17 protein-coding genes are annotated in these 21,454 nt (G+C 51.9%); 8 read left to right on the plus strand and 9 right to left on the minus strand.

Going from position 1 to position 21,454, the window contains the following annotated elements; all coding sequences use genetic code 11:
• Window positions 1-15: 15 nt before the first annotated feature.
• Together ACL2XO_RS21155 and ACL2XO_RS21160 are read right to left on the minus strand one after the other, a co-directional pair.
• On the minus strand, window positions 16-1,194 hold the full coding sequence (locus ACL2XO_RS21155) for an extracellular solute-binding protein (RefSeq protein ID WP_132926372.1): 1,179 nt from the start codon (window positions 1,192-1,194) through the stop codon (window positions 16-18).
• A gap of 49 nt (window positions 1,195-1,243) precedes the next feature.
• Entirely contained in the window at window positions 1,244-1,987 is a 744-nt protein-coding gene (locus ACL2XO_RS21160) for a glucosamine-6-phosphate deaminase (protein WP_413741453.1), read from the minus strand.
• 389 nt (window positions 1,988-2,376) lie between these two features.
• Here ACL2XO_RS21160 and ACL2XO_RS21165 point away from each other — a divergent pair, with 389 nt between their 5' ends.
• Entirely contained in the window at window positions 2,377-3,468 is a 1,092-nt protein-coding gene (locus ACL2XO_RS21165; protein ID WP_413741454.1) for a LacI family DNA-binding transcriptional regulator, read from the plus strand.
• Between the two features lie 252 nt (window positions 3,469-3,720).
• Window positions 3,721-4,254: a hypothetical protein gene (locus ACL2XO_RS21170; protein WP_413741455.1), complete on the plus strand. Its 534-nt coding sequence runs from the start codon at window positions 3,721-3,723 to the stop codon at window positions 4,252-4,254.
• 120 nt (window positions 4,255-4,374) lie between these two features.
• Here ACL2XO_RS21170 and ACL2XO_RS21175 read toward each other — a convergent pair whose 3' ends face one another.
• Window positions 4,375-4,683: a hypothetical protein gene (locus ACL2XO_RS21175; protein ID WP_413725335.1), complete on the minus strand. Its 309-nt coding sequence runs from the start codon at window positions 4,681-4,683 to the stop codon at window positions 4,375-4,377.
• Window positions 4,684-4,921: 238 nt separating this feature from the next.
• Here ACL2XO_RS21175 and ACL2XO_RS21180 point away from each other — a divergent pair, with 238 nt between their 5' ends.
• The gene (locus ACL2XO_RS21180) at window positions 4,922-5,128 is read left to right on the plus strand and encodes a hypothetical protein (RefSeq protein ID WP_132926362.1); all 207 of its coding nucleotides are present in this window, start codon (window positions 4,922-4,924) and stop codon (window positions 5,126-5,128) included.
• Here the strand turns inward: ACL2XO_RS21180 and ACL2XO_RS21185 are convergent.
• Both ACL2XO_RS21185 and ACL2XO_RS21190 read right to left on the minus strand, forming a co-directional pair.
• Window positions 5,123-6,460 (minus strand): (Fe-S)-binding protein, encoded by a 1,338-nt coding sequence (locus ACL2XO_RS21185; RefSeq protein WP_413725336.1) that lies wholly within the window; start codon window positions 6,458-6,460, stop codon window positions 5,123-5,125. The genes ACL2XO_RS21180 and ACL2XO_RS21185 overlap by 6 nt on opposite strands.
• Window positions 6,447-7,856, minus strand: coding sequence for an FAD-binding oxidoreductase (locus ACL2XO_RS21190; protein WP_203524734.1), 1,410 nt, complete (start codon window positions 7,854-7,856; stop codon window positions 6,447-6,449). Before ACL2XO_RS21190 ends, ACL2XO_RS21185 begins: the two co-directional genes overlap by 14 nt.
• 231 nt (window positions 7,857-8,087) lie before the next feature.
• Here ACL2XO_RS21190 and ACL2XO_RS21195 point away from each other — a divergent pair, with 231 nt between their 5' ends.
• Window positions 8,088-9,527, plus strand: coding sequence for an FGGY family carbohydrate kinase (locus ACL2XO_RS21195; protein WP_413741456.1), 1,440 nt, complete (start codon window positions 8,088-8,090; stop codon window positions 9,525-9,527).
• A gap of 119 nt (window positions 9,528-9,646) precedes the next feature.
• On the opposite strand, the gene ACL2XO_RS21200 is transcribed toward ACL2XO_RS21195, so the two are convergent.
• Both ACL2XO_RS21200 and ACL2XO_RS21205 read right to left on the minus strand, forming a co-directional pair.
• Complete coding sequence (locus ACL2XO_RS21200) at window positions 9,647-10,867, minus strand: FAD-dependent oxidoreductase (RefSeq protein ID WP_413741457.1); 1,221 nt, start codon at window positions 10,865-10,867, stop codon at window positions 9,647-9,649.
• The gene (locus ACL2XO_RS21205) at window positions 10,864-12,261 is read right to left on the minus strand and encodes an NAD(P)/FAD-dependent oxidoreductase (protein ID WP_132928025.1); all 1,398 of its coding nucleotides are present in this window, start codon (window positions 12,259-12,261) and stop codon (window positions 10,864-10,866) included. Before ACL2XO_RS21205 ends, ACL2XO_RS21200 begins: the two co-directional genes overlap by 4 nt.
• Before the next feature lie 443 nt (window positions 12,262-12,704).
• On the opposite strand from ACL2XO_RS21205, the gene ACL2XO_RS21210 reads away from it, so the two are divergent.
• The 4 genes from ACL2XO_RS21210 to ACL2XO_RS21225 all read left to right on the plus strand — a co-directional run bounded on the left by ACL2XO_RS21210 (window position 12,705) and on the right by ACL2XO_RS21225 (window position 18,308).
• The gene (locus tag ACL2XO_RS21210; RefSeq protein WP_132926354.1) at window positions 12,705-13,748 is read left to right on the plus strand and encodes a sugar ABC transporter substrate-binding protein; all 1,044 of its coding nucleotides are present in this window, start codon (window positions 12,705-12,707) and stop codon (window positions 13,746-13,748) included.
• A 49-nt stretch (window positions 13,749-13,797) separates the two neighbouring features.
• The gene (locus ACL2XO_RS21215; protein ID WP_413741458.1) at window positions 13,798-16,326 is read left to right on the plus strand and encodes an ATP-binding cassette domain-containing protein; all 2,529 of its coding nucleotides are present in this window, start codon (window positions 13,798-13,800) and stop codon (window positions 16,324-16,326) included.
• 16 nt (window positions 16,327-16,342) lie between these two features.
• Window positions 16,343-17,314, plus strand: a complete 972-nt coding sequence (locus ACL2XO_RS21220) for an ABC transporter permease (protein ID WP_413725341.1) — start codon at window positions 16,343-16,345, stop codon at window positions 17,312-17,314.
• 196 nt (window positions 17,315-17,510) lie between these two features.
• Entirely contained in the window at window positions 17,511-18,308 is a 798-nt protein-coding gene (locus ACL2XO_RS21225) for a DeoR/GlpR family DNA-binding transcription regulator (RefSeq protein WP_132926348.1), read from the plus strand.
• A gap of 112 nt (window positions 18,309-18,420) precedes the next feature.
• Here ACL2XO_RS21225 and ACL2XO_RS21230 read toward each other — a convergent pair whose 3' ends face one another.
• A complete protein-coding gene (locus tag ACL2XO_RS21230; protein WP_413741459.1) occupies window positions 18,421-19,935 on the minus strand; it encodes a M81 family metallopeptidase in 1,515 nt (504 codons plus the stop codon).
• A complete protein-coding gene (locus ACL2XO_RS21235) occupies window positions 19,935-21,425 on the minus strand; it encodes a xylulokinase (RefSeq protein ID WP_413741460.1) in 1,491 nt (496 codons plus the stop codon). Before ACL2XO_RS21235 ends, ACL2XO_RS21230 begins: the two co-directional genes overlap by 1 nt.
• Window positions 21,426-21,454: the final 29 nt, after the last annotated feature.

Here is a 21,454-nt window from a genome sequence, read left to right on the forward strand (position 1 = left end):
TCTTCCGCCTATTCCCTATTTCTGCATCTTTGCCGCGCCGATGTCGCGATCCCACTTATCGAACATGGCCACCAGTTGCTTGGCGTCCAGGGGCGGCTCGGTGGGGTTGTTGGCGATAAGCCCGGCGTATTCAGGCCGCCCGAAGGTCTTGATCGTCTCCTGGCTGTCGGCCGGAGCCATATCCAGGGTGACGCCCTTGATGGACGGACCAGGATACATATAGCCGTGATCGTACATAAAGGCCTGTTGTTCGGGTTTCAGGATAAAGGCCATTAATTGCAGCACTACATCTAGTTTTTCTTTCGCGATCCCCTTGGGTATGGCCATGTAATTGGCATCTCCCACCCAATGGAATCCCTTCAGGGTGCCGACCTTATACTCCGCCGGCACGATGCCCAAATAGCGGGGATTGATGTCCCAACCTCCCGTGGAGGCGATGATATCGCGGGTGCCCTCGGCCAGCTCCTTCATGGTTGCCGTGGTGCCGCCGGGGTAGTATTCAATGCAGCCGTCAAGCTGCTTGAGATAGGCCCAGGTCTTGTCCCAGCCGTGGACCGGATCCAGAGGGTCCTTGTCTTTGAGCAAATAGGGCAGACCCATCACAAAGGTCCTGCCCGGGCCGGAATTGGACGGCCGGGCATACATGAATTTGCCGGGATTGGCCTTGCACCAGGACAGCAGTTTTTCCGCCGTGTCCGGCATATTCTTCACCCGATCCGGCGCGTACTCAAGCAGCGGGCCGGACGGCGTCCAATCCACCACAAACGCTTGTCCCCGGGCCATTTTCTGCATCAGGTAGGCACCAGGGAGATAGAGCTGCTCCATGTTCGGAAACATGCTCTGGTATTGTGGCAGAATTTGCATCCACAACCCTTGCCCCATCCCGGCGGCAAGGGCATCGTTGCCGGTAAGGACAAAGTCGATGTCCACCCGTCCGGCATCCTGCTGCGCCTTCAGCTTGCCGGCCAGTTCGGGAGCCGTGGCCTGCGTGAAGACAAAGTTCTTCACCAGTTCGGGATGCTCGGCCTTGAATTTATCGAACGCGGGCTGGCTTATCTGCAGGTCGCCGGCCACATCGATAACGTTAATGGTAACGGGTTCCGCGAAAGCCTGAAACGAACCGGCGAGAGACGAGAGAACCACGGTAGCCGCCAGTGCGGCCAGACGGCAAAGGGCAATGCTGCTTTTTTTCACGACTCCACTCCTTTAATCAGTGTTAACTCAGGTTCTTCGTTTCCCAGGGTTAGCGGGTCAGCCGGCTTGCCGCGGGACCATCAAGGAACAGTTGACAATTATCATGCTGCTGCAAAATGGATGCGGGACATGCATTGGTCACCGGCCCCTCCACAACGCCGCGCACCGCCTCGGCCTTGCGTTCGTCCGGCACCGTGAGGATCACCGCCTTGCTGGCCATAATGCGTTGCACCGTCATGGAGATGGCCCGCAGGGGAACCTCCTCAAGGGTGGCGAACCAGCCCTCGCCAAACTGCTGCCGGCGACAGCGTTCATCCAGATCCACCACCTTATAAGCCACCGTGGAGGTAAAATCAGCCGGCGGGTCGTTGAAGGCGAGATGGCCGTTCTCGCCGATGCCGGCGAACATGACATCGATAGGATGTTTATCCAGCAGGCCGCCGATGCGTTGCAGTTCTTCCTCCACATCCGCCGCGTCGCCCCGGATAAAGTGAAAAGCCCCAAGCGTCGGCAGCCTGGAGACAAAACGCTCCTGGAGATAGCGGCGAAAGCTGGCGGGATGCGTTTGCGGCATACCGATATATTCATCAAGATGGAAGGCGGTGACCCGGGACCAGTCAATCTCCTCGTGCCCGATAAGCGCCTCGATCATTTCAAATTGACTGGCGCCGGTGGCTAAGACAATGTTCGCCCTGCCGCTTTTCCCGATGGCCGCGACGATTGCCGCCGCTCCGGCCGATGCAGCCGCGCCGGCGGTTTGTACCTTGGCGGCAAATTTATGAATTTTAATCATTCGCTCCTCTTCGGGCAGGACTGGCTGTATGAATTTTAAACCAAGGTACAATCGAGGAGAAAAAGCGTCAATGGTAAAATTACTCGTTATAGATACATTTTTCTTATCATAGCCAGTAAATTTACATGCAGTTGTGTATAACCTTCTTATGCTATAGCGATCTTAAATTTCATTAACGGTCTGAGGGTTAACGGGAGAATACCGGCGTATCAATGGGATGACCGATTATAACGCTCACTGTGCAGTACAGCTTTACTGCAATGGAGGGAATAACTTTAGCTTAAGTTTGCGTTTGCAATTTACTTTCACGCTAAGTAATCTTTCTCAAAACGCAATCTTCCCGCATATCATCACCTATCGGGAAAAACGGCAATACAGGACCCAGAGCCATGACAAAAACGCGTAAGTCTAAACACGGCGGTCCCGGCCTTCGTGAAATCGCTGCCGAGGCAAACGTCAGTATCGCCACGGTGTCACGGGTATTGAACGGCAATGCCCGCGTCGACCCGGCTATGCGCAAACAGGTTTTGGACGCGGCCGACCGGCTCAATATCGACACCCCACAGCCGTCCAAGTCCGGCGCCCTGGTCTTTCTTCTCAGTAACCGGACGATGCTGCCGCCTTTTCACGCCTGCATCCTGGCGGGCGCCGAATCCTATTGCGCCGCCCATGGCTGGGATCTGTTTTTTGTTTCCCTGTCCTATCCCCCCAATGCCACCTCGCGGGAGCTGCATCTGCCCAAGCTGTTACAGCGCCGGGAGATGGTGCGCGGCGTCATCCTGGCGGGAAATCCCTCGCCGAATCTCATCGAATTGCTGGAGCAAAAGAACATCAGCTATGTGGTGCTCGGCAGCAATATCCTCGGGGAATTTCCCACCCTGAAGAACGACGTGGTTTTCTCCGATGAGATGCGCGGCGGCGAAGACGTGACCCGCTATCTTATCAGCCTGGGCCATCGGGATATCTGGTTTGTGGGCAATACCCGCCTGCCCTGGTTTGCCCGCTATCACGAGGGATATTGCCGGGTCATGGAAGAGGCGTCGCTCACCCCCAGGCTGAGCAGTATCGATTCGGAAGATGACACCGAAATCGGCTATCTGGGCACCAAATATCTGCTCTCCACCGGCGAACCCGTATCTGCCATCTTCGCCGGCAACGACTCCAGCGCCTGTGGCGTCTATAAGGGGCTGCGGGAACAGGGCCTGCGCATCCCGGAAAACATCAGCGTAGTGGGCTGCAACGATACGGTGGGGGATTTGCTCTACCCCAGCCTGACCACCATCCGGGAGTTCCCCGAGCAAATGGGACGGCATATGGCGGAACTGCTGTTGGAGCGCATCGCCAATCCCGAACTGGAATCCCGCCGGCTGATGATGCCGACCCAGTTTATCCGGCGGGATTCATGCGCTCCGGTGGCGGAGGGGGAAGCCCACAGCGCTGAAGACGGGGATTCGGCATTCAACGCCGTCCCGCAGCAGTAACACCGGCGGCAAAATGGGTACGTCCGGTTTACCGGACGCTTATCTTATATAAATTTCAGCGGCAAAGTTAATTTGTCTCGCTGAATAATGTGCCCATAAACCATATTATTAAACTCTTTCATTTATTTTTAAAATAATGTTTTCATTGATCATGTTTATATGTTTCGTGTCCAAAAAGCGAAGTTTATTTACCATTCATTTAATCTAACCCTGTTATTTTTATGAATTAATTAGCTTCAGGGAAATGACATTATGGATATTAATAATTGTACCACTAGTAACATTGCGCCAGGCCAAGATAGCACTATCATCAGCCACAACAGCAATTTACCCAAAAGATTTGCAGCGCTTATCTCCAATTTGGAATCCGTCAGCAATCATACCGATAAGGTCAGTATCAAGGATTTTATAAATTTTTCAAAAAATAATCTTGAAAAAATTAATTCTTCGCTCATGAGCGTAAGTAATCCGCAAGAGGTTGAGGAGTTAATACAACAAGCTTCTCGTCCCTGCCGAGATATAAAAGTAGAATTTGATTTAGGTCTTAGCAATACTCCCTATATCCTCCAAGAAGAGAGTAAATTAGAGGATTCGTTGAAATCACTGAAGGATCGATTACAGCAGGATATCGGCATTGAGACTGAGGAAGAAAAAGCTTTATCCCTTGAACAAAAGTTGAGAAGAGAGAGAGACCGTGTTTTTGATCAAGCAGATAAGGCGGGTAAGAAAATTGGCAAACAAGCACAAGATGGGTTGAAAAAATTAAAAGGTAAAATGAAGTGGTAAAATCAGTTTGACATTATATAAGCTAATCAATTAAATACATTTGAATATGTTAGGCATATCATTGCCTTTTATATCAGTAGCCTCATCTGCTAACGAAATTTAATACCGCTGGCTTTTTGATTAATTTTTATATGGATAATATGGACTGCCATATGTAGTAGTCCAAAAAGACTTTGTGTGATTCCGATTAAATGAATGCGCATTGCCCTGCCTGGGAAGAATTGCAGTTGCCGCCATCTGCAAAAATTTATCCCGCAGCACATCCTTTATCTTCGGATTCCAGGCTAGGCCAATTGGCCAAGGGCGCGCGTTTTCGCGTGCCGCACCATGGTTAAGCCGGCAGGCCAGGCAGGGGATTCGGCATGGATTTGTAGCCCCTCCGGCTTTAACTGCCACTTCCTCGAATACGAAACCTTCAATTCGCGCCATGTGCGCTTCCTTTTGCGCACTAGCGCGCAGTTTTACATTTCCCGGAGGCTTACTGTAGCGACGCACAGTGGCATTGTGGATGCGTTGGAACACACGCCAATGCTTTAGGGAAATGTTCGATTTGACACGATCGGCGAGGAATTGCTATTGAAGGCTCCCCCAGGTCCGGTTTTGCCCTATTTTTTCCTAACTATAAAATAAAGTCTGCTCGTTGAATTTTACCAACAGGAGAGTTGATATGTTGCCAGACGTAAAAAAAAGGTTAATAGCATTAACAAACGACAATATCAGGGAAGTAAAAATTGCCGCCATTCAGGCTTTAGCTGAATCGGCAGACCCCGAGCCTGAGATTTTAGAGCGCCTTTTGCTGCTTTCCAATGACGTTGTAAAAGAAGTAAAAGTTGCCGCTACCTTAGCGTTAGGCAGAATCAACCGATTGCTATAACCCCGCCTCTTTCTCTTTGCGGTACGATTCGGCAAGAATAGAAATATAATGCCTGACTTTTTGCCGGCGACCGAAGCGATGTACGTTATCGGATAATTGCATCATGCAGGCCGGGCAGCCGGTGGTAATAGTATCCGCGGCGGTTTGATTGACATCGTTGATTTTTCTTTCGGCGATGGCTACCGATGTTTTGAAATGCGTTAGCACATACGAACCGCCGCTGCCGCAGCAGGCGTCGGCCCTGGCCATTTCCTTGAATATCACACCGGGTATATTTTTCAGTATCTCCCTGGGTTCACGGAAAACCTTCATCACTTTTTTCAGGTGGCAGGGATCGTGATAGGTCATGACGGCATTCACCTGGCCTTGAGGAATGCGATAGCCGATGACGTCAGTCAGCAGCGTGGAAATATCATAGGTACGGCTGCGCCAAAAATCCGCCCTCGGCCCATACACCGGATCTTGCCTGAATATTTCCGGATAATCATGTTGCCAGGCCCCCCCGCAGGAACCGCAGCCGGTCACGATATAATCAACGCCGCTGTTGTCCATCGCGTCAATATTCTTTCTGCCAAGCCGGCGAATGGATTCTATATCGCCATGAACCAGAACGGGCACGCCACAGCATCCCTGATCCCGGGGAATCACCACCGCTATGTTATTTTCCTGCAAAACCGACACCAGATCTTCACCTACCTCGGGGTACAAATAATTAAACGAACACCCGGTAAAAAAAGCCACCCTGGCAACAGGATTTTCCACCGGGAGGACATCAGGCAGGCGATCCCGCAGGGGCTTTTTGGCTAACGCCGGCAGCCGCCGGTTTTGATCAAACCCTGCCGATTTTCCCAGCAATGCCAGCGACGCGCGGGGGGCGATGGCCTGTTGCCCGGCCTGGCGAAATAACAAGCCGCTGAGCCGCGCGCCGGTTTTCATGCCCAGATCAAATACCCCCTGATGTTTCAGGGTGCTGAATATCGCCTTTTTGGCCCAGGGCAATCCCTTCTCTCGCACCACGGCACACCGCAGCGCCAGAATGATTCGGCCAAAATCAACCTTGGTGGGACAAGTTTGCATACAGGACTTGCACACCAGGCAGTTGAACAGCATATCGACGACGTCTTGATCATCAATCTGCAAATTGCCGGCCATGACGGCTTCAGCAACGCCTATCTTGCCCCTCGCCACGCCGGATTCGGTTTTAGTGGTTTTATAGATCGGACAAACGGCCATGCAGAAACCACAGTGCATACACTTATCCAGTTCAGTCTGGATTGCCGCCAGGTCGTCGTATACGGTCCGGACCGGGATTGACTTTTCAACGGGAAACATGAGTCTTCTCTTCCCTGGGAATGAGCTTGCCGGGATTTAACATATGGGTGGGGTCCAGGGCGTTTTTAATGGCTTGCATGAGCTCGAGACCAGAGTCACCAATCTCATTGCCTAGAAAACGCATTTTGGCGATGCCTATGCCGTGTTCCCCCGATAAGGTGCCGCCTAATTTCAGGGCGGTGGCAAAGATCTCCTCGACGGCCTGATGCACCCGGGACATCTCGTCAGCGTTATATTTATCGGCGAGGATGGTGGGATGCAGATTCCCGTCGCCGGCATGACCAAAGGTGCCGAGCACCAGCCGGTACTTGCGCCCGATCTCCGCCAGCGCAAGCAGCATGTCGGTGACACGACTGCGCGGCACGGTGGCGTCTTCCAATACCACCGTATTGTTAAGTGACGCCAGCGCCGGCAATGCCGCCCGTCGGGCGGACCAGAGGTTGTCGCGCTCTTCATCTGAATTGGCAATATGCAAGCTACCGTGGTTTTCTTCGACAATCCTTATCACCGCGTCGGCTTCTTGCGCCACCACCAGTTCGGCCATGCCATCAACCTCAATCAATAGCAGCGCCGCGGCGTCCGTGGGCAGTCCGACATGGGCAAAATCCTCCACCGTACGGATGGTCATGTTATCCATAATTTCCAGGGTAGCGGGAATAACCTGCGCCTTGATAATATCGGAAACCGTTTTACCGGCGTCTTCCATGATATTGAAGGCGGCCAGCATCGCTTTATGAAATTTCGGCTCGGGGAGTAATTTGCAGGTTATTTCAACAATGATGCCCAGCGTGCCTTCAGAACCAACAAAGAGGCTGGAAAAATCATAAGCAGTGACGTTTTTCACCGTTTTACCGCCAAAACGCACGCTGTTGCCATTGGCCAGGACGACTTCCATGCCCATGACATAATGTTTGGTGACGCCATATTTCAAGCCGCGCAGTCCCCCCGAGTTTTCCGCCACCGAGCCCCCCATGGTGGCGGTGGTGACGGTGCCCGGATCGGGGGGATACATCAGCCCAAAGGGCGCAATGGCATTGTTAAGATCCTGGATGACGACGCCGGGCTGCACGGTGGCGGTAAGATTCTCCGCATCGATTTCAAGAATCTGATCCATTTTTTGCAACGACAGGACTATCCCATGGTCAAGAGGAATAGTTCCGCCGCTCAAATTGGTTCCCGCGCCGCGCGGGTAGATGGCAATACTTTTCCAGGCGGCCAATTGCACCACCTTTCGCACTTGCGCCGTGCTGGTAGGCATGACAATCACTTCAGGCATGGCATGGGGCACATCGGCAGTGGCATCATAGCTATACGTCGTCAAATTAACGCTGCCAATCAATACATTATCTTTCCCTACAATAGCTTGGAGTTGGTTAATGATAATTTCGTCCAACATACATCAATCCATTAGCGCTTTGAATTTCAGGGTTGAAAGATTGTTGGCCGATTCACTGTTTGCGAATGTGATCGATAACGCTAAATACAATGAAAAGAAAAAAAGGGGGCCTATGGATCTGAAATACCTAATTGTGCCTTAAGCGTTTTTTTAACGAAAAAGTGGTGAAATCACAATAAATCAGTCTTAATAACAACATAAACCCGTCAACTTACTGCCGCGAGATTTTTAATGCCCAATCAGCGTTATGCTGCCATCGACCAGGGAACCACAGGTACGCGAGTCATCGTTTTTTCAGAAGACGGCACGCACCATTCCCCTGCCGCAATCGCCCATAAACAAATTACCCCCGATTCCGGCTGGGTCGAACATGATCCAATGGAGATCCTGGGCAATATCCGTCTGTGCCTCAGCGATTGTAACGTGGTGGATGCCATCGGCCTCGCGCACCAGGGCGAGAGCATCGTGGCATGGGATGCCCAAAGTGGTTTACCGATATACAATGCCATTGTCTGGCAGGATCAGCGTACTGAATCGGTCATCCGACAGTTGAAAGAGGATGGCGCGGAAGCGATGGTTCGTGAGAAAACAGGGCTGCCTTTAGATACCTACTTTTCTGCCAGTAAGATGGGCTGGATTATGCGTAATGTGCCGGACGCGAAAAAACTCGCCCGTAATGGGCGGTTGCGTCTTGGGACAATGGATGCTTTTTTCCTGTTTCATCTTTGCGGCACGCACGCAACGGATTACAACTCCGCTTCCCGGACCTCGCTGTTTAATATCAGAACCCTGCAGTGGGATGACGCGCTTTGCCGGCTGTTTGGCGTTCCCATCGAAGCCCTGCCCGCCGTTAAAGATAATATCGGGTATTTTGGTGATGTGACGCTGGCGGGAAAGACCGCCCCTCTCACGGCTTGTATTGTTGATCAATTTGCCGGTACCTATGGACATGGCTGCCGCTCTCCCGGACAGATGAAAATCACCTTCGGTACCGGCGCCTTTTTGCAGTCGATCACCGGTAATGCAGTGCCCGATGCGGCAAATTCAGGGCTATTACCTACGTTATGCTGGAAGCTGCCGGGAGAAGAGCCGGTGTATGGTTTGGATGGCGGCGTATATAACGCAGCCTCGGCAATTAACTGGGCGCGGAAAATCGGCCTGTTCACCGATATTGAAGATTTTTCTGACTTTCCAAATCAGCCTGCCATCGCTCGCGGTTTAGCGTTTGTGCCTGCTTTGTCCGGCCTTGGCTGCCCATACTGGGATCGTTCTGCCGCAGGGCTGTGGGCCGGGCTCTCCCTGGAAACCGAGCGCAAAGACATGCTTCAATCGATTCTTGAAGGGATTGCCGTCCGCTCAGCGGAAGTGATTAATGCCATGGACAAGGTGCAGCCGATAGGGGATAGCATCACGGTTGACGGCGGGCTTTCATCGAACCGGTATTTTAAGCAATTCCTTTCTGACCTGATTCAAAAACACATTGTTTCCCCCGTTAACCGCGAAATGACGGCGCAAGGCGTGGCATTGCTCGCGCAAAAAGGCTTGGGAAATCATGATGCGTTCAAGATAAACGGTAATCATGAGGTCATCACGCCGCAACGTAATGATTTACAACCTTTTTATACTCGCTATTTGGACATCATTTCCCGCTCCCGCAATTTACGCGCTTAACATGAAGGACAAGGGATATACCCGCAAAACTTCCCGCTGCGGGTTTTATGGTCACAAGGTTGGCTTTCCCGCAGCTCGTCGTTTTAGGGTATATATCTGCTCATTTTTCCGGCACAGGTTCACTCAATTGAAATGGACAGCGTGCTGTCTGAGGTCAAGTGAGTAATATTGATATTTTTCAGCAGAATCCGGCGCTCCGGCATGCAGCGATGACGCCGGCGGTACAGCTCCCGTCGCCCGTCGCGTACCACAACCTCACCGCTGACGGGCCGCGAAACCCTGATGTTCAGCGTCGCCGTTTTATCTTCGCCGCCCAGACGGATGACGGCCGGGGCCGACATCCGGATAATATCCTGATGTTCAATGGGCAACACCGGATTATCCGTTTGTGTCGGCTGCTCTTCCTGCAGAGCCAGGGCCACGGCTTTGCCTACTTGCAAGCCTTCCTGATAGCATTGGTCGCCCATATCTGCCGGATGCGTCATATTCCCTACCGCATAAAAGTCGCGATCAGAACAGCAACCATGCTGATCAAAAAGAGGACGGCCGGTTTTTTTATCATGCTGCAAATGACTTTTAAGAATCAGGGTATATTCCCCAACGAATTTGCCGGTGAAAATGACGCTGTCGCAGTCCAGCCTTACTGTTTTGCCGCGCTTATCGGTAATGTCCATACCCTCAACACGTTCACTGCCACAGATATGACTGACCCGAGTGTTAAAATGAACGGGCACTCTCAGTAAATGGGCCAATAACGTACTGAGGCGAAAGGCAACAGGACGGGGATGCTCATCCACTAGCGCCACAGGCTTGATACCTGCGCGGTATAAGGTCCAAAGCGCAGAAAAACTGACCAGTTCGCTGCCGACGATGACCGAGCGGTTTCCTGGTTTGAGCTTACGCAAATAGATAAACTGCTGTAATGCACCGGCCGTCAGCACCCCCTGCGGACGAAGACCGCTTATCAGTCGCGCATGTCGCGGCGTTTCACGTACGCCCGTCGCGATAATCACTCTCTTTGCCTGAAGCGTTTCTAAACCGTTATCCGACGAAATATCAACGAAACCCCCGGGCCGGATGCTGATAACCGTGGTGTCGGTTCGCAGGGGAATCTCCTTGACCGGCTGCAGAATCTTCTTTATCCAGGTATTCCCTTTCATTGGCCGAAAATAGGTCAGGAGTCCGAACGTGGGATGTTGGCAATGCCGCGGCACCCCGCCCGCCTGGCTCTCACGCTCAATCAACAGCAAATCTTGGACACCCGCGTCCTTTAATGCTCTGGCAGCGGCCAACCCCGCCGGGCCGGCACCGATAATAATCACCTTGTAGTTTTTTTTCATTCTATATGTCCAACGACCAGCGAGTTATCCAAACGGTTCCCAACTATCTCGGCCACATGATTACTACAGAAAAACCCATTACATCGTCCCATCATGACGCGCGTTCGGCGACGAAGTCCCCCGATACATTCAGGAGGAATATCAGAGTCAAATGCCGCCTCTATCTCCCTGCGGGTAACCAGTTCGCAGTGGCAGACAATCCCACCGTTGCCCGGGCAGGCGTAATCCCTTGGCTGGTATTCGGACAGCATAGGCATGGTGGGCCAGAAAAGTTGTCCTGGTGGATTAAGCGCAAACAAAGGCGCAAAATTCTGCCTATAGAGGGATTCAATATGGGCGGCAATCCCCAGTGCGGAAGTCAGCCCGGTAGAACGAATGCCACCCGCGGTAATCCACTGTTTTTCAGGATAATCGAGTATGCGATATTCTTTCTTTTCGGTAGCGGGACGTAAACCGGCGTAGGTCGCCGTTACGCTATAATCCGCCAGGCTGGGCAGCAGCCGGCAACCTTTCTCCATCAGCTCTTTTAGCTTTTCTTCATCGACTTCAGCTTTATCGCGATCGGTTTGTTCTTCCGCCGTCGGCCCCAGGATAAGATTGCCAAAGATGGTCTTTGACAATAAAACCCCTTTCGTGATTGCGGTGGGGACCGGCAAAATGATCGCTGTGATTTTTTCCGCGGCGGGCTTGTCGTAAACCAGAAACTGACCTTTACGCGGACGGATTTCAAATTCAGGTTCGCGCCACATTGCATCAACATGGTCGCCATGATTACCCGCGCAGTTGATTACCAGCCGCGCGTTGAATGTGCCCTTCGCCGTTTCCAAAGTCCACTGGCCGTCGTTAAAACCGGCATGTCTGACCCCACAGTTGAAATGATACCGGCCACCGTGTTTGACGCCTTGTACCAGGTAAGCCAATGGCGTGCTCCAGGGATCAATAACACTTTCGCCGGGAACAATGACCCCGCCCATTGCGCCGGGTGAAAGGTGGGGTTCACGTTGATATATTTCTTGGCTATCAATCTGCCTAACATCCATTACCCCGTTCTGATGCGCCACCTTCACAATTCCGGCTAAAGCCGCAAACTGTTCGTCATTCCAGGCAATCACTATCGCTCCCGTTTCCAGCAGCGGCAGGTTCATTTTCTGATGGATAGCAAGGTATTCCCGGTAGCCGGCCTGCATGCAGGCTAGCTCCAGGCTGTCCGGCGGAGCATCAAATCCGGTATGCAGCAAAGCGCTGTTGGCCTTGCTGGCGCCGGAGAGAATATCCCCGCCTTTTTCCAGCAGCACCGCTCTGGCCCCCATTAGACAAAAGCGCCGGAATACAGCACATCCCACCACGCCTCCACCGATAACAATCACGTCTGCGGAACTGTTTGATTGTGTCATGACTTTATTTCCACCTTCACTTAACACGCTAAAACAAACTTCGACAATCCATGGCATTTTGTAAACAAAACGATCAGAAAATGCGTCACACCCCTGACCGTTTGAATGGCCGGGAAGATAAGTGAGTGCTAAAAACCTACGCCAGCAATTGACCAAAATCAATATGAAAAATGACCGTTCGGTCATAAGGCGTGAATAAATCCACACAAACAGCATATTCATCTACTCGCCAGTCTCAACCCGGATTAAAAGCACTTTCCGAATGTTTAATGAACAAATTATTGCATTTATTTGTCACAAAATTGCAAAAGAAATTGACCGTTCGGTAACTAATATATTACTGTTCGGTCGTATTAATTGATTCCCGTGCGTGCCAATTGCCATGTAAAATCAGGCTTTTGACTGCAAACTTAGGTGTTAGGAGTGAAAAGGAATAGTTGAAAATGTTAAAAACAAAGACATTGGTAGTGAGTGCTTTGCTTGTTGCCTTAGCCTCTGCGATAGCACCTGCGAGCTTTGCAGCAGATAAAAAAACACCGGTGGTCGGCATTGTGGCCATAGACCTGCAAAACTCGTTTTTTGTCCGTATGCGTCAAGCAGGCGATGAAGCGGCAAAAGACTATGGCGTTAAAACTATTTGGCAAGGTTCCGAAGGCAGCCTGGAAAAAGAGATTTCCAACATTGAGAACTTCGTGAACCAGGGCGTTGACGTGATTCTCGTCGATCCGTTGGATCGCGCCGCGATTGCGGCGGCGGTACAAAAAGCAAAAGCAAAAAATATTCCCGTCATTGCCATGGGCAATAAAGTGGACGGGAATTGGAATTACAATACGCTTTATCCCGATTACTCCAATATGAGCACCGTTGCCCGTGCATTGGGCAATAAACTTGAAGGCAAGGGAGAGGTCGCGTTGTTAATCGGCGGAAAAGGCAACTATGTTTCCGATACCCGCGAGAAAGCCTTCCGCGATGTCATGAGCAAAGAGTTCCCCGGTATTAAACTGGTGGGCGTCGAAGCGACGAACTGGGACAGTTCCCGCTCCTCTGATGCCGTACAAACCTGGCTCTCTACCTATCCTGACCTTAAGGGAATCGGCTGCTTCGCTGATTCCATTTGCGTAGCGGCAAAAGCGGTTGTTGATGCCAACGGACGCAAAATCGCGTTTGCCAGTTATGAGGGGGATCCTGAAATGTTCCCTTATGTGGCGGACGGTTCCAATGTCATTGATGTGCTGAACGGGGCTTACCGTGTAGGGTACTGGAATATCGCGGTTGCAGCGCGCATTGCCAAAGGCGCCAAATATGATACTGATCTTCATATGCCGACCTATTTTGTGACATCCGATAAAACGGCGGCTGAGCTTAAAGCGAAGGGGATGAATTTCCCTTATATCACTCCAGCCAAAGCAGAAGTCGTCGCTAAGGATTACCGGAACGAGATGTCGCCGTCCAAGCCGGACTCGGCGATGACCGTAGCCGCTCAGTAAGCACTGCCTGTTAGCCCGGCGCTGCGGCCCGGGCTTTGGGAGTAAAATCATGTCGGAAAACAGCGTGAACGTGGCAATGAAGTCGAAAGAAAAACGTAAAACCATTAAGCAGGAAATGGTGCTGTTCGCCATTATTCTTTTTTCCGTCGCTGTATTCGGCGTTGCGACGCCTGACTACCTCTCCCCGGCCAATTTATTGAATATCGGGCAACAGACCGCCGTTATCGCTACGGTGGCATATGCCATGACTGCCGTGATCATCTGCAAGGGTATCGATATTTCTGTCGGCAGCGTCCTTGCCGCCAGCGGAATTTTGGCGGCATTGGTTATGCAGTCCACCGGAATGCCGGGTTGGATGGCAATCATTGCCGTGGTTCTGATTGGGGCGGTATTCGGCCTTTTGAACGGTGTGTTGATTAGCTATATCAATATCAGTCCTTTCGTGACGACGTTGGCGGTGTATGCCTTTGCGCGCGGGGTCGCACTCAGCTTTTCCGGCTCTCAATCCATCTCTATTGATTCCCCCCTCTATCTTTGGTTTGGCAGTACAGATATAGCGGGGGTGCCCGTTAGCCTGGTCGTTGCCGTGGTGCTGGCATTATTGTGGCTATTCCTGCTTAACCGCACTATATTCGGCCGCTGGCTATATGCAACCGGCGGCAACGAAGACGCGGCAAAGGCCTCATTGATTCCGGTACGCAAGGTACGTACATTAATTTATGTTCTGGCCGGGGCGAGTGCCGGTTTGGGGGCATTGCTGACAACCGGACGCGTCGGATCAGCGCAACCACTGGCGGGTATCGGACTGGAATTCTCCGCAATTACCGCGGCTATTATCGGTGGCGCCCGTCTGGCCGGCGGGAAAGGGTCGATCCTCGGCACTGCGCTGGGCGCCTTGCTGCTAGGCGTTGTGAATACCGGACTCTCTTTTCTCCAGGTGTCCCAGCAAGTTAACTATTTTTTCACCGGCGGCTTCGTGCTGATAGCCGTTTTGTTGAGCCAGCGAGAGGCTTTCCATGGCTGGAAAGTGAGCAGACTGTTTGACCGCGGTACCCGTAGCCACTTTCCGCGCGTCGAGCCGGAAACCGGCCAGCGCGTACTGGAGCTCAAAGGGATTTCAAAAATTTTCCCCGGGGTAAAGGCGCTCTCTGAGGTATCCATGAACCTTCGCAGCGGCGAGGTGGTTGCCCTGGTAGGCGAAAACGGCGCCGGTAAATCCACATTGGTTAAAGTGCTCTCGGGCATTCATCAACCCGAAGAGGGGAGCCTGTGGCTGGATGGGCAGCACGTCATACTGGCTTCGCCCGCCGACAGCCGGCGGGCAGGAATCTCGATTATTCATCAACATTTCAGTCTTATTCCGGAGCTCAGCGTAGCGGAAAATCTCGCATTGGCTCAAGCTCATCTTCCTAAGCGTTTTGGCGTGGCGCTTAACCGCAAGTTAATGCGCAACCGTGCAAAAATGCTGATTGATGAGCTACAGCTGGGCATCAGCCCGGATGCTAAAGTAGCCAACCTCACCATCGGCCAGTGTCAAATGGTTGAAGTGGCAAAAGCCATGATGGCTGATGCGTGGTTGATTGTGATGGATGAACCCACCAGTGCCCTGACCAACCCGGAGCGTGACCAGCTTTACCTGCTTATTGAGCGTTTAATCAAACGCAACTGCAGCGTGCTTTATATCTCCCACAAGATGCAGGAAATTTACACGCTGGCCAGCCGGGCGGTGGTATTACGCGATGGTAAACATGCAGGAGAAGCCGCAATCCCTGCCACCAGCGAATCAGCCCTGATCAATATGATGGTTGGACGGGATATCGGCAACGTCTTTCCCTGGAGCAAGGCCGAGCTTGGTGAATCACTGCTCCAGGTTACTAATCTCTCAGCCGGCGGCTTATTGCTGGATATCAATCTGGAAGTAAAACAAGGGGAGTTGGTTGCCTTGACCGGTTTGATGGGGAGCGGGCGGACCGAATTACTGCGATGTATCTCCGGGCAGGAGATATTTAATCACGGAACAGTCTCTCTTCAGGGAAAAGAATTGTTGTCAGGCAATGCGTGGATGGCCAGCCGGCTGGGCGTTGCGTATGTACCTGAAGATCGCCATAAAGAAGGGTTTATCAGCACCATGTCACTGGAGGATAACATTGCCCTGCGCTGGATCTGGCATAACAGCCGTGCGGGGATCCTGGCGAGAAGCAATATCGCGGAACTGGCAAAAAGCATGATCGCCAAGTTGGGCGTTCGTCCGGCCAACCCCGAGACCCTGGCGGGTAGCCTCTCGGGGGGCAACCAGCAAAAAATCGTGATCGGTAAATGGCTGGCGACCGCACCTCATCTGCTGCTGCTTGATGAGCCGACAAATGGCGTCGATGTCGGAGCAAAATTCGAAATTCACAGCCTTATTGCCGGGTTAAAACAGCAGGGAATGGGAATATTGATGGTTTCAAGTGAATTGCCTGAAGCGCTTGGCGTCGCGGACAGAATTGTGGTTTTAAGCGCAGGACGCATTGCCGGACAGCTGCCACGCGGCGCGACGGAAGAACAAGTCATGAAATTGGCGTTTAAATATGTCTAATCCCGGGAGTCAAACCATGATCAACCAACGTTCACTGCTCAGATGGGGATTGGATTTCGCCCCCCTGCTTTTGCTGGCGTTGCTGTTAGTGATATTTGGCGGCGTCGACAGCCGGATAGTTTCTGTTAACAACCTGAATATTATCGTGTTACAGGCCACCTCGGTTGCTTTATTGGGGCTGGCAATGTTCTGGATCCTGCTAGTAGGTGAAATTGATTTGTCCGCGGGTAACCTGGTGTCATTCAGCGCCGTCACCATGGGTACGTTATTGTCCTCGGGATATGGATTAGCGCCGTCTTTGGCCGTCGGACTATTTTCTTGTCTCTTTTTCGGGCTTATAAACGGATTGATGGTCGCTATCCTTAAACTGCCCTCATTTATCGCTACGCTGGTGACTACGCTTATCCTGCAAGGCGCAACGCTAATGGTGGCAAAGACCGGCACTATCCTGGTATTGAATCCTTTGCTTCGCCGTTTTGGCGCCTTTACGTCCGCTTATATTCTCCCGCCCACCGTGCTGTTTGTTATCATCATCGCAGCACTGTGCTGGTGGCTGGCGAAACGAACGGCCTTTGGCTTGAAAACCTATGCCATAGGCTCGTCAGCCGAGCGCGCAGTACTGGCGGGAATTTCGGTGCGGGGGCAAAAAGTGTGTGTTTTCCTGGTCTCATCGGTACTTGTTTTCTTCACGGCGACAGTGGTTATCGCGCGAATTCCGGTTGTGAACCCCAATGTCGGCGGCATCAGTCTCTTACTGGACGCCATAGCCGCGGCGGTAATAGGCGGGACCAGCCTTTTCGGCGGCCGGGGCATGGTGGCCGGGGTAATATGCGGCGCATTGATAATCAGCCTTTTAACCGCCGCACTACGTATTCTGGGAATAGATCCGTCGAGCCTCGACTTATACAAGGGGCTGATAATCATCTGTATTCTTCTCCTCGATCAAGGCCTGAGCCTGATTCGCCAAAAAAGGAAACAGGCGGTGTGACGCAAGACCAGAGCGCCGGCATGATATAACATCCATTAATGAGCCAATTGCCCCATTGGTCATCCATTTTATCAATCAAGGCCCGCTGGCCTGATTGACATTTTTTATACCATGCGTACTCTCTTTGCCGTTCAGTCAGAGTGAATAACGCTATGTAACCATGCGGGTTTCTCTTTCAACGTGGAGATGAAGGGTGATGCGACCAGAGCAAAGGCGCTTGGCGATAATAGAACTACTTAGTGAACATCATAAACTCACCGTGGACTTTTTGGCTGAGCATTTGAGTGCTTCAAAGGAAACCATCCGGCGCGATCTGACCGATCTGGCAAACATAGGGCAACTTCGCAAATTCCATGGCGGGGCGGCAATACTGGATAATACGCTCCAGGAAGGCGAGTTCAGCGCGCGCCTGAGTGAAAACGCACAGGAAAAACGCGCAATTGCCCTCGCGGCAACCTCGTTATTTCACAAAAATGATTCAATATTCATTGATACCGGGACAACGACCCTTGCGTTCGCCCGTGAATTGGCGGTCAATGCCAAGGAATTGACGATTATCACCAACTCGGTTTCTATTACGCAAGTACTGGCGCGAAGCAGCGGAAACCATAAAGTGTACTTGATTGGCGGCCAATATCGTGAAGATGCGGCGGAAAACCTTGGCCCGCTTGCCGTAGCGCAAATTTCCATGTTTCATGTGTCGGATGCCGTGATTACCGTGGGGGCTATGGATGAAAATGGCGTCATGGACTATGACCTGGAAGAAGCCGAGATCGCGCGTGCGATGATCGCTCAGGCAAAACAGGTTACGGTACTGGCCGATCACAGCAAAATAGGCCGCTCGGCCCTGTTCACACTCTGTTCATTGAAAGATATTCATCGGTTGGTCACGGACCGTTTGCCGGGTAAAGCGTTCTATAATGCGCTGCAAGATGCCGGCATCGAATGTATTGTTTCTGCAGAAGGGATGAGACTCAGCAATGCAATCGATTAAAGGTAATCCGCGGATTGACCGCAGCGGCCTGCCGGAAATTGCCAAATTCAAGCGGGGAAGATGACGCAGATGGCAGACCGCCGGTAAGGGGCAGTCTGTCGGGGGCAGAAGGCTAGTAAAGTGGGGCAGTGAAGGCGACTTCCCATTGCGGATTGGTGATATCCGCCCAGGGGTACATGCTGTCTTTTGGCAGCCTGGTGAAGGGCAGACTTTTCAAATCAGAACTGGCGGCGCCGGGCGTCTGTGCTTCGCAAATGGTACCGGCCAGTTTTTCGTAAGCTCCTCTGAAGGACGTTGAAGCTTTTACAACCACCAAATCGTACAGCGTTGGTTCAATACCATGCGCGCGGTAGAGTTGAGGATCGCCGTTACCCGCCATCCATTCACACACCAGAACATCAAGGTTGCCGATGCTCAGCACCGCTGAGCGGCCTATGCGTTGGACCACCCCTCTTCCAGCCGGACCTTCCTGTCGGAATACGCCATCGTGCAGCGATTTAACACGAGCCTGACGGGTAACAGACATTGAACGGGGATCGCGGGATGCGCCGATACTGAATTCAGCCTCCCCGCCCACACCAATCTGATGAGCTTTCAACGCTGCGTCAGGCGCGTTCACGACGACAGCTGAGCGCAAACCGGCTCCATATTGGAGTATTTCAGTGGCAACTGCCATGTTGTCCCCGGTTGCACCGGCGTTGCAGGAGTCAGCCGAATCAACAAGGATGACCGGTTTTGCTGTATCTGCTTTGAGCGCTCGTTCAATGACTTCTTTTACAGAGGTCAGCTTAATACGGAAATCATGGCGTTTTGAGTAGAGCAAGCTTGCAAGTTCCTTGGCGTATTTCTCAGCTTGCTCTCGGTTGTCAGCAACCACAACGACAGAGGAATTGGCTTTGGGAATATCAAGCCAGGGTTGCATTTGATAGAAAGAAAAATCAATGAGCCGGCCCTCAGCCACCAGCTTCCGGCCGTAGTCAATAATCTCCTTGAATGCTCCTTTTAGGGTGTTATAGGCCGCGGCTGGAGCAATCATCGGAACAGGCACCCAGGCCGTAACCGGCTTTCTTTTGCCGGAGATGGCATCCAGCGCCAGCGCGGCCGTGCGGTACCCCGTCTCGACATAATCAACGTGAGGATATGTCAGATATGCCAGTATGATGTTGGTATTGCTGATTAACGTGTCAGAGATATAAGCATGAAGATCGGACGAAACGGCAATGACCGTTTTATCTCCCACAATCACCCTGATTCGCCGGGTGATCTCTCCTTCCGGGTCATCATATTCCGTTGTCATTAACGCACCATGATACGATATGAGAACGCCGTCGAGAGGTAAGCTTTCTTTAATCTGGGGGATAAGTTTTGACAGGTAATGATCCATGACGGACTGTTCAGCAACCCCGCCGCTCTGGCAGGCCATCACCGTTCCGCATACCACTTCAGCAAGCGGGGCTTTCTCATTCAACGCTTTGAAGAAGCCGCCGATTGCACATTGTTGGCCTTCAAACTCCTTTCGCACCCGCTCTCCTTCGTATTCTCCCGTCTGTCTCCAGAATTCGAGGGAAGAAAGGACAGGATTGAAAGAGTTACTCTCCTGACGAAATTCGGTAACAAGGATCTTCATTAATACTCTCCGTTTAAGTCACGGTGGATGTCTTTAAGCGCTGAATGAATTTTCATATATACCCGGTAGTTGTTGTCGTAGACGTCCTTGTTGCCAGGATTGGGAATGAACTCTTTTTGGATGGCCACCTTGTCTGCCATTGTATTCAAATCATTGAGCCAGCCCAGTCCCATTGCCGCACAGTAGTAGGCACCAATCGTTCCTGTATAGCGGGGAGCTTCCGGGATTTGCACCTTGATTTGAAGGATGTCAGCAAGCATCTGCATCCAGACATCATTTACCGCACCGCCACCCACAACGCGGATATGATTCTGCAGGCGACCGGACAGTCCATGAAGCCGCTCAAGGTTGTGGCGATGCGTAAAGCAGATGCTCTCCATCATGGCTCTGGCCATATGACGCCGGTCATGATTGATGGAAAGGTTCAGGAAAAAGCCTTTGGCGTTTTGGGAGAACGGGGCAAGCTCACCGTTCAGCCAGTGCGCGGCGATGACACCTTCGCTACCAGGCGCTATTTGACCGGCTTCTTTGCTAATGAGGTTATAGATGTCCGATTCAAGTATGGTACGTTCGACCCTGTAAACCTGATCGGCCAGCCAGTCCAGCGCCAGGCAACCGGTCTGCAGTGCATAAACAGCCCCTTGCGTTTCACGATCGATTGAGAAATACAATGGCGCGTCCAGATCAGAACGTTTACCGATGATGCTGACCAGCCAGGATGATGTCCCAAAATAGAGATGGACATCATCCAGCTGAGAGCGCCCTACCCCCCACGTGATCGCCACAAGGTCACCAAAACCGCCGAAGACAGGCACATCACCGCGCAGGCCCAGTTCGTCGGCAGCGGCTACCGTCAGCACTCCTATCGTCTCCTGTGCTTTGCGGGAGAGTGGAAATTTATCCAGATCATCCATGAGATCGGCAGCCCTGAGGACCTGCTGATAATAGTCGTTCAACTCAGGATTATCTGAACGGATAAAATCATCTGAAGGCTCGGTGAAAAGGTTGCCGGTAGCTCTGTATTTGAAATAGGTATTCAACCCGACAATATGGTTCGACTGTTGCCAGATCTCCGGCTGGTTTTCTTTTAACCACATGAGCCGCGGCCAGTATTCCTGACCTGTCCCGACGAATGTCCCCGCTGATTTATTCAGGCGTTCTGCCTGGACAACTGCCCGACTGTCCATCCAGATGATACTGTCGCGCAGAACTTCTCCCTGATTATTCAGACAGATAATGTTTTTCCATGGCGCGACGAATACCACGCCATGAACATCATCCCTCGCTACTGAGCTTTTGCGCATCACCACCCGACTGGTTTCACAAATATGCTTCCAAATAACCTCAGGATCCTGTTCTGCCCAGCCGTTTTTAGGTTGTTTTATCGGATAGCTTGCCCCGCCTTCGGCAACCACTTTTCCCCATTCATCAATCAACGCAGTTTTAAGTGACGAGGTACCGATATCAAAAGTCATGATGTGCTTAGGCATTATGGCCTCCTGTCGTTACCGTGATTTCC

Source organism: Sodalis sp. RH15 (genome assembly GCF_047324255.1).
GTDB classification, from domain to species: Bacteria; Pseudomonadota; Gammaproteobacteria; order Enterobacterales; family Enterobacteriaceae; genus Acerihabitans; species Acerihabitans ligni.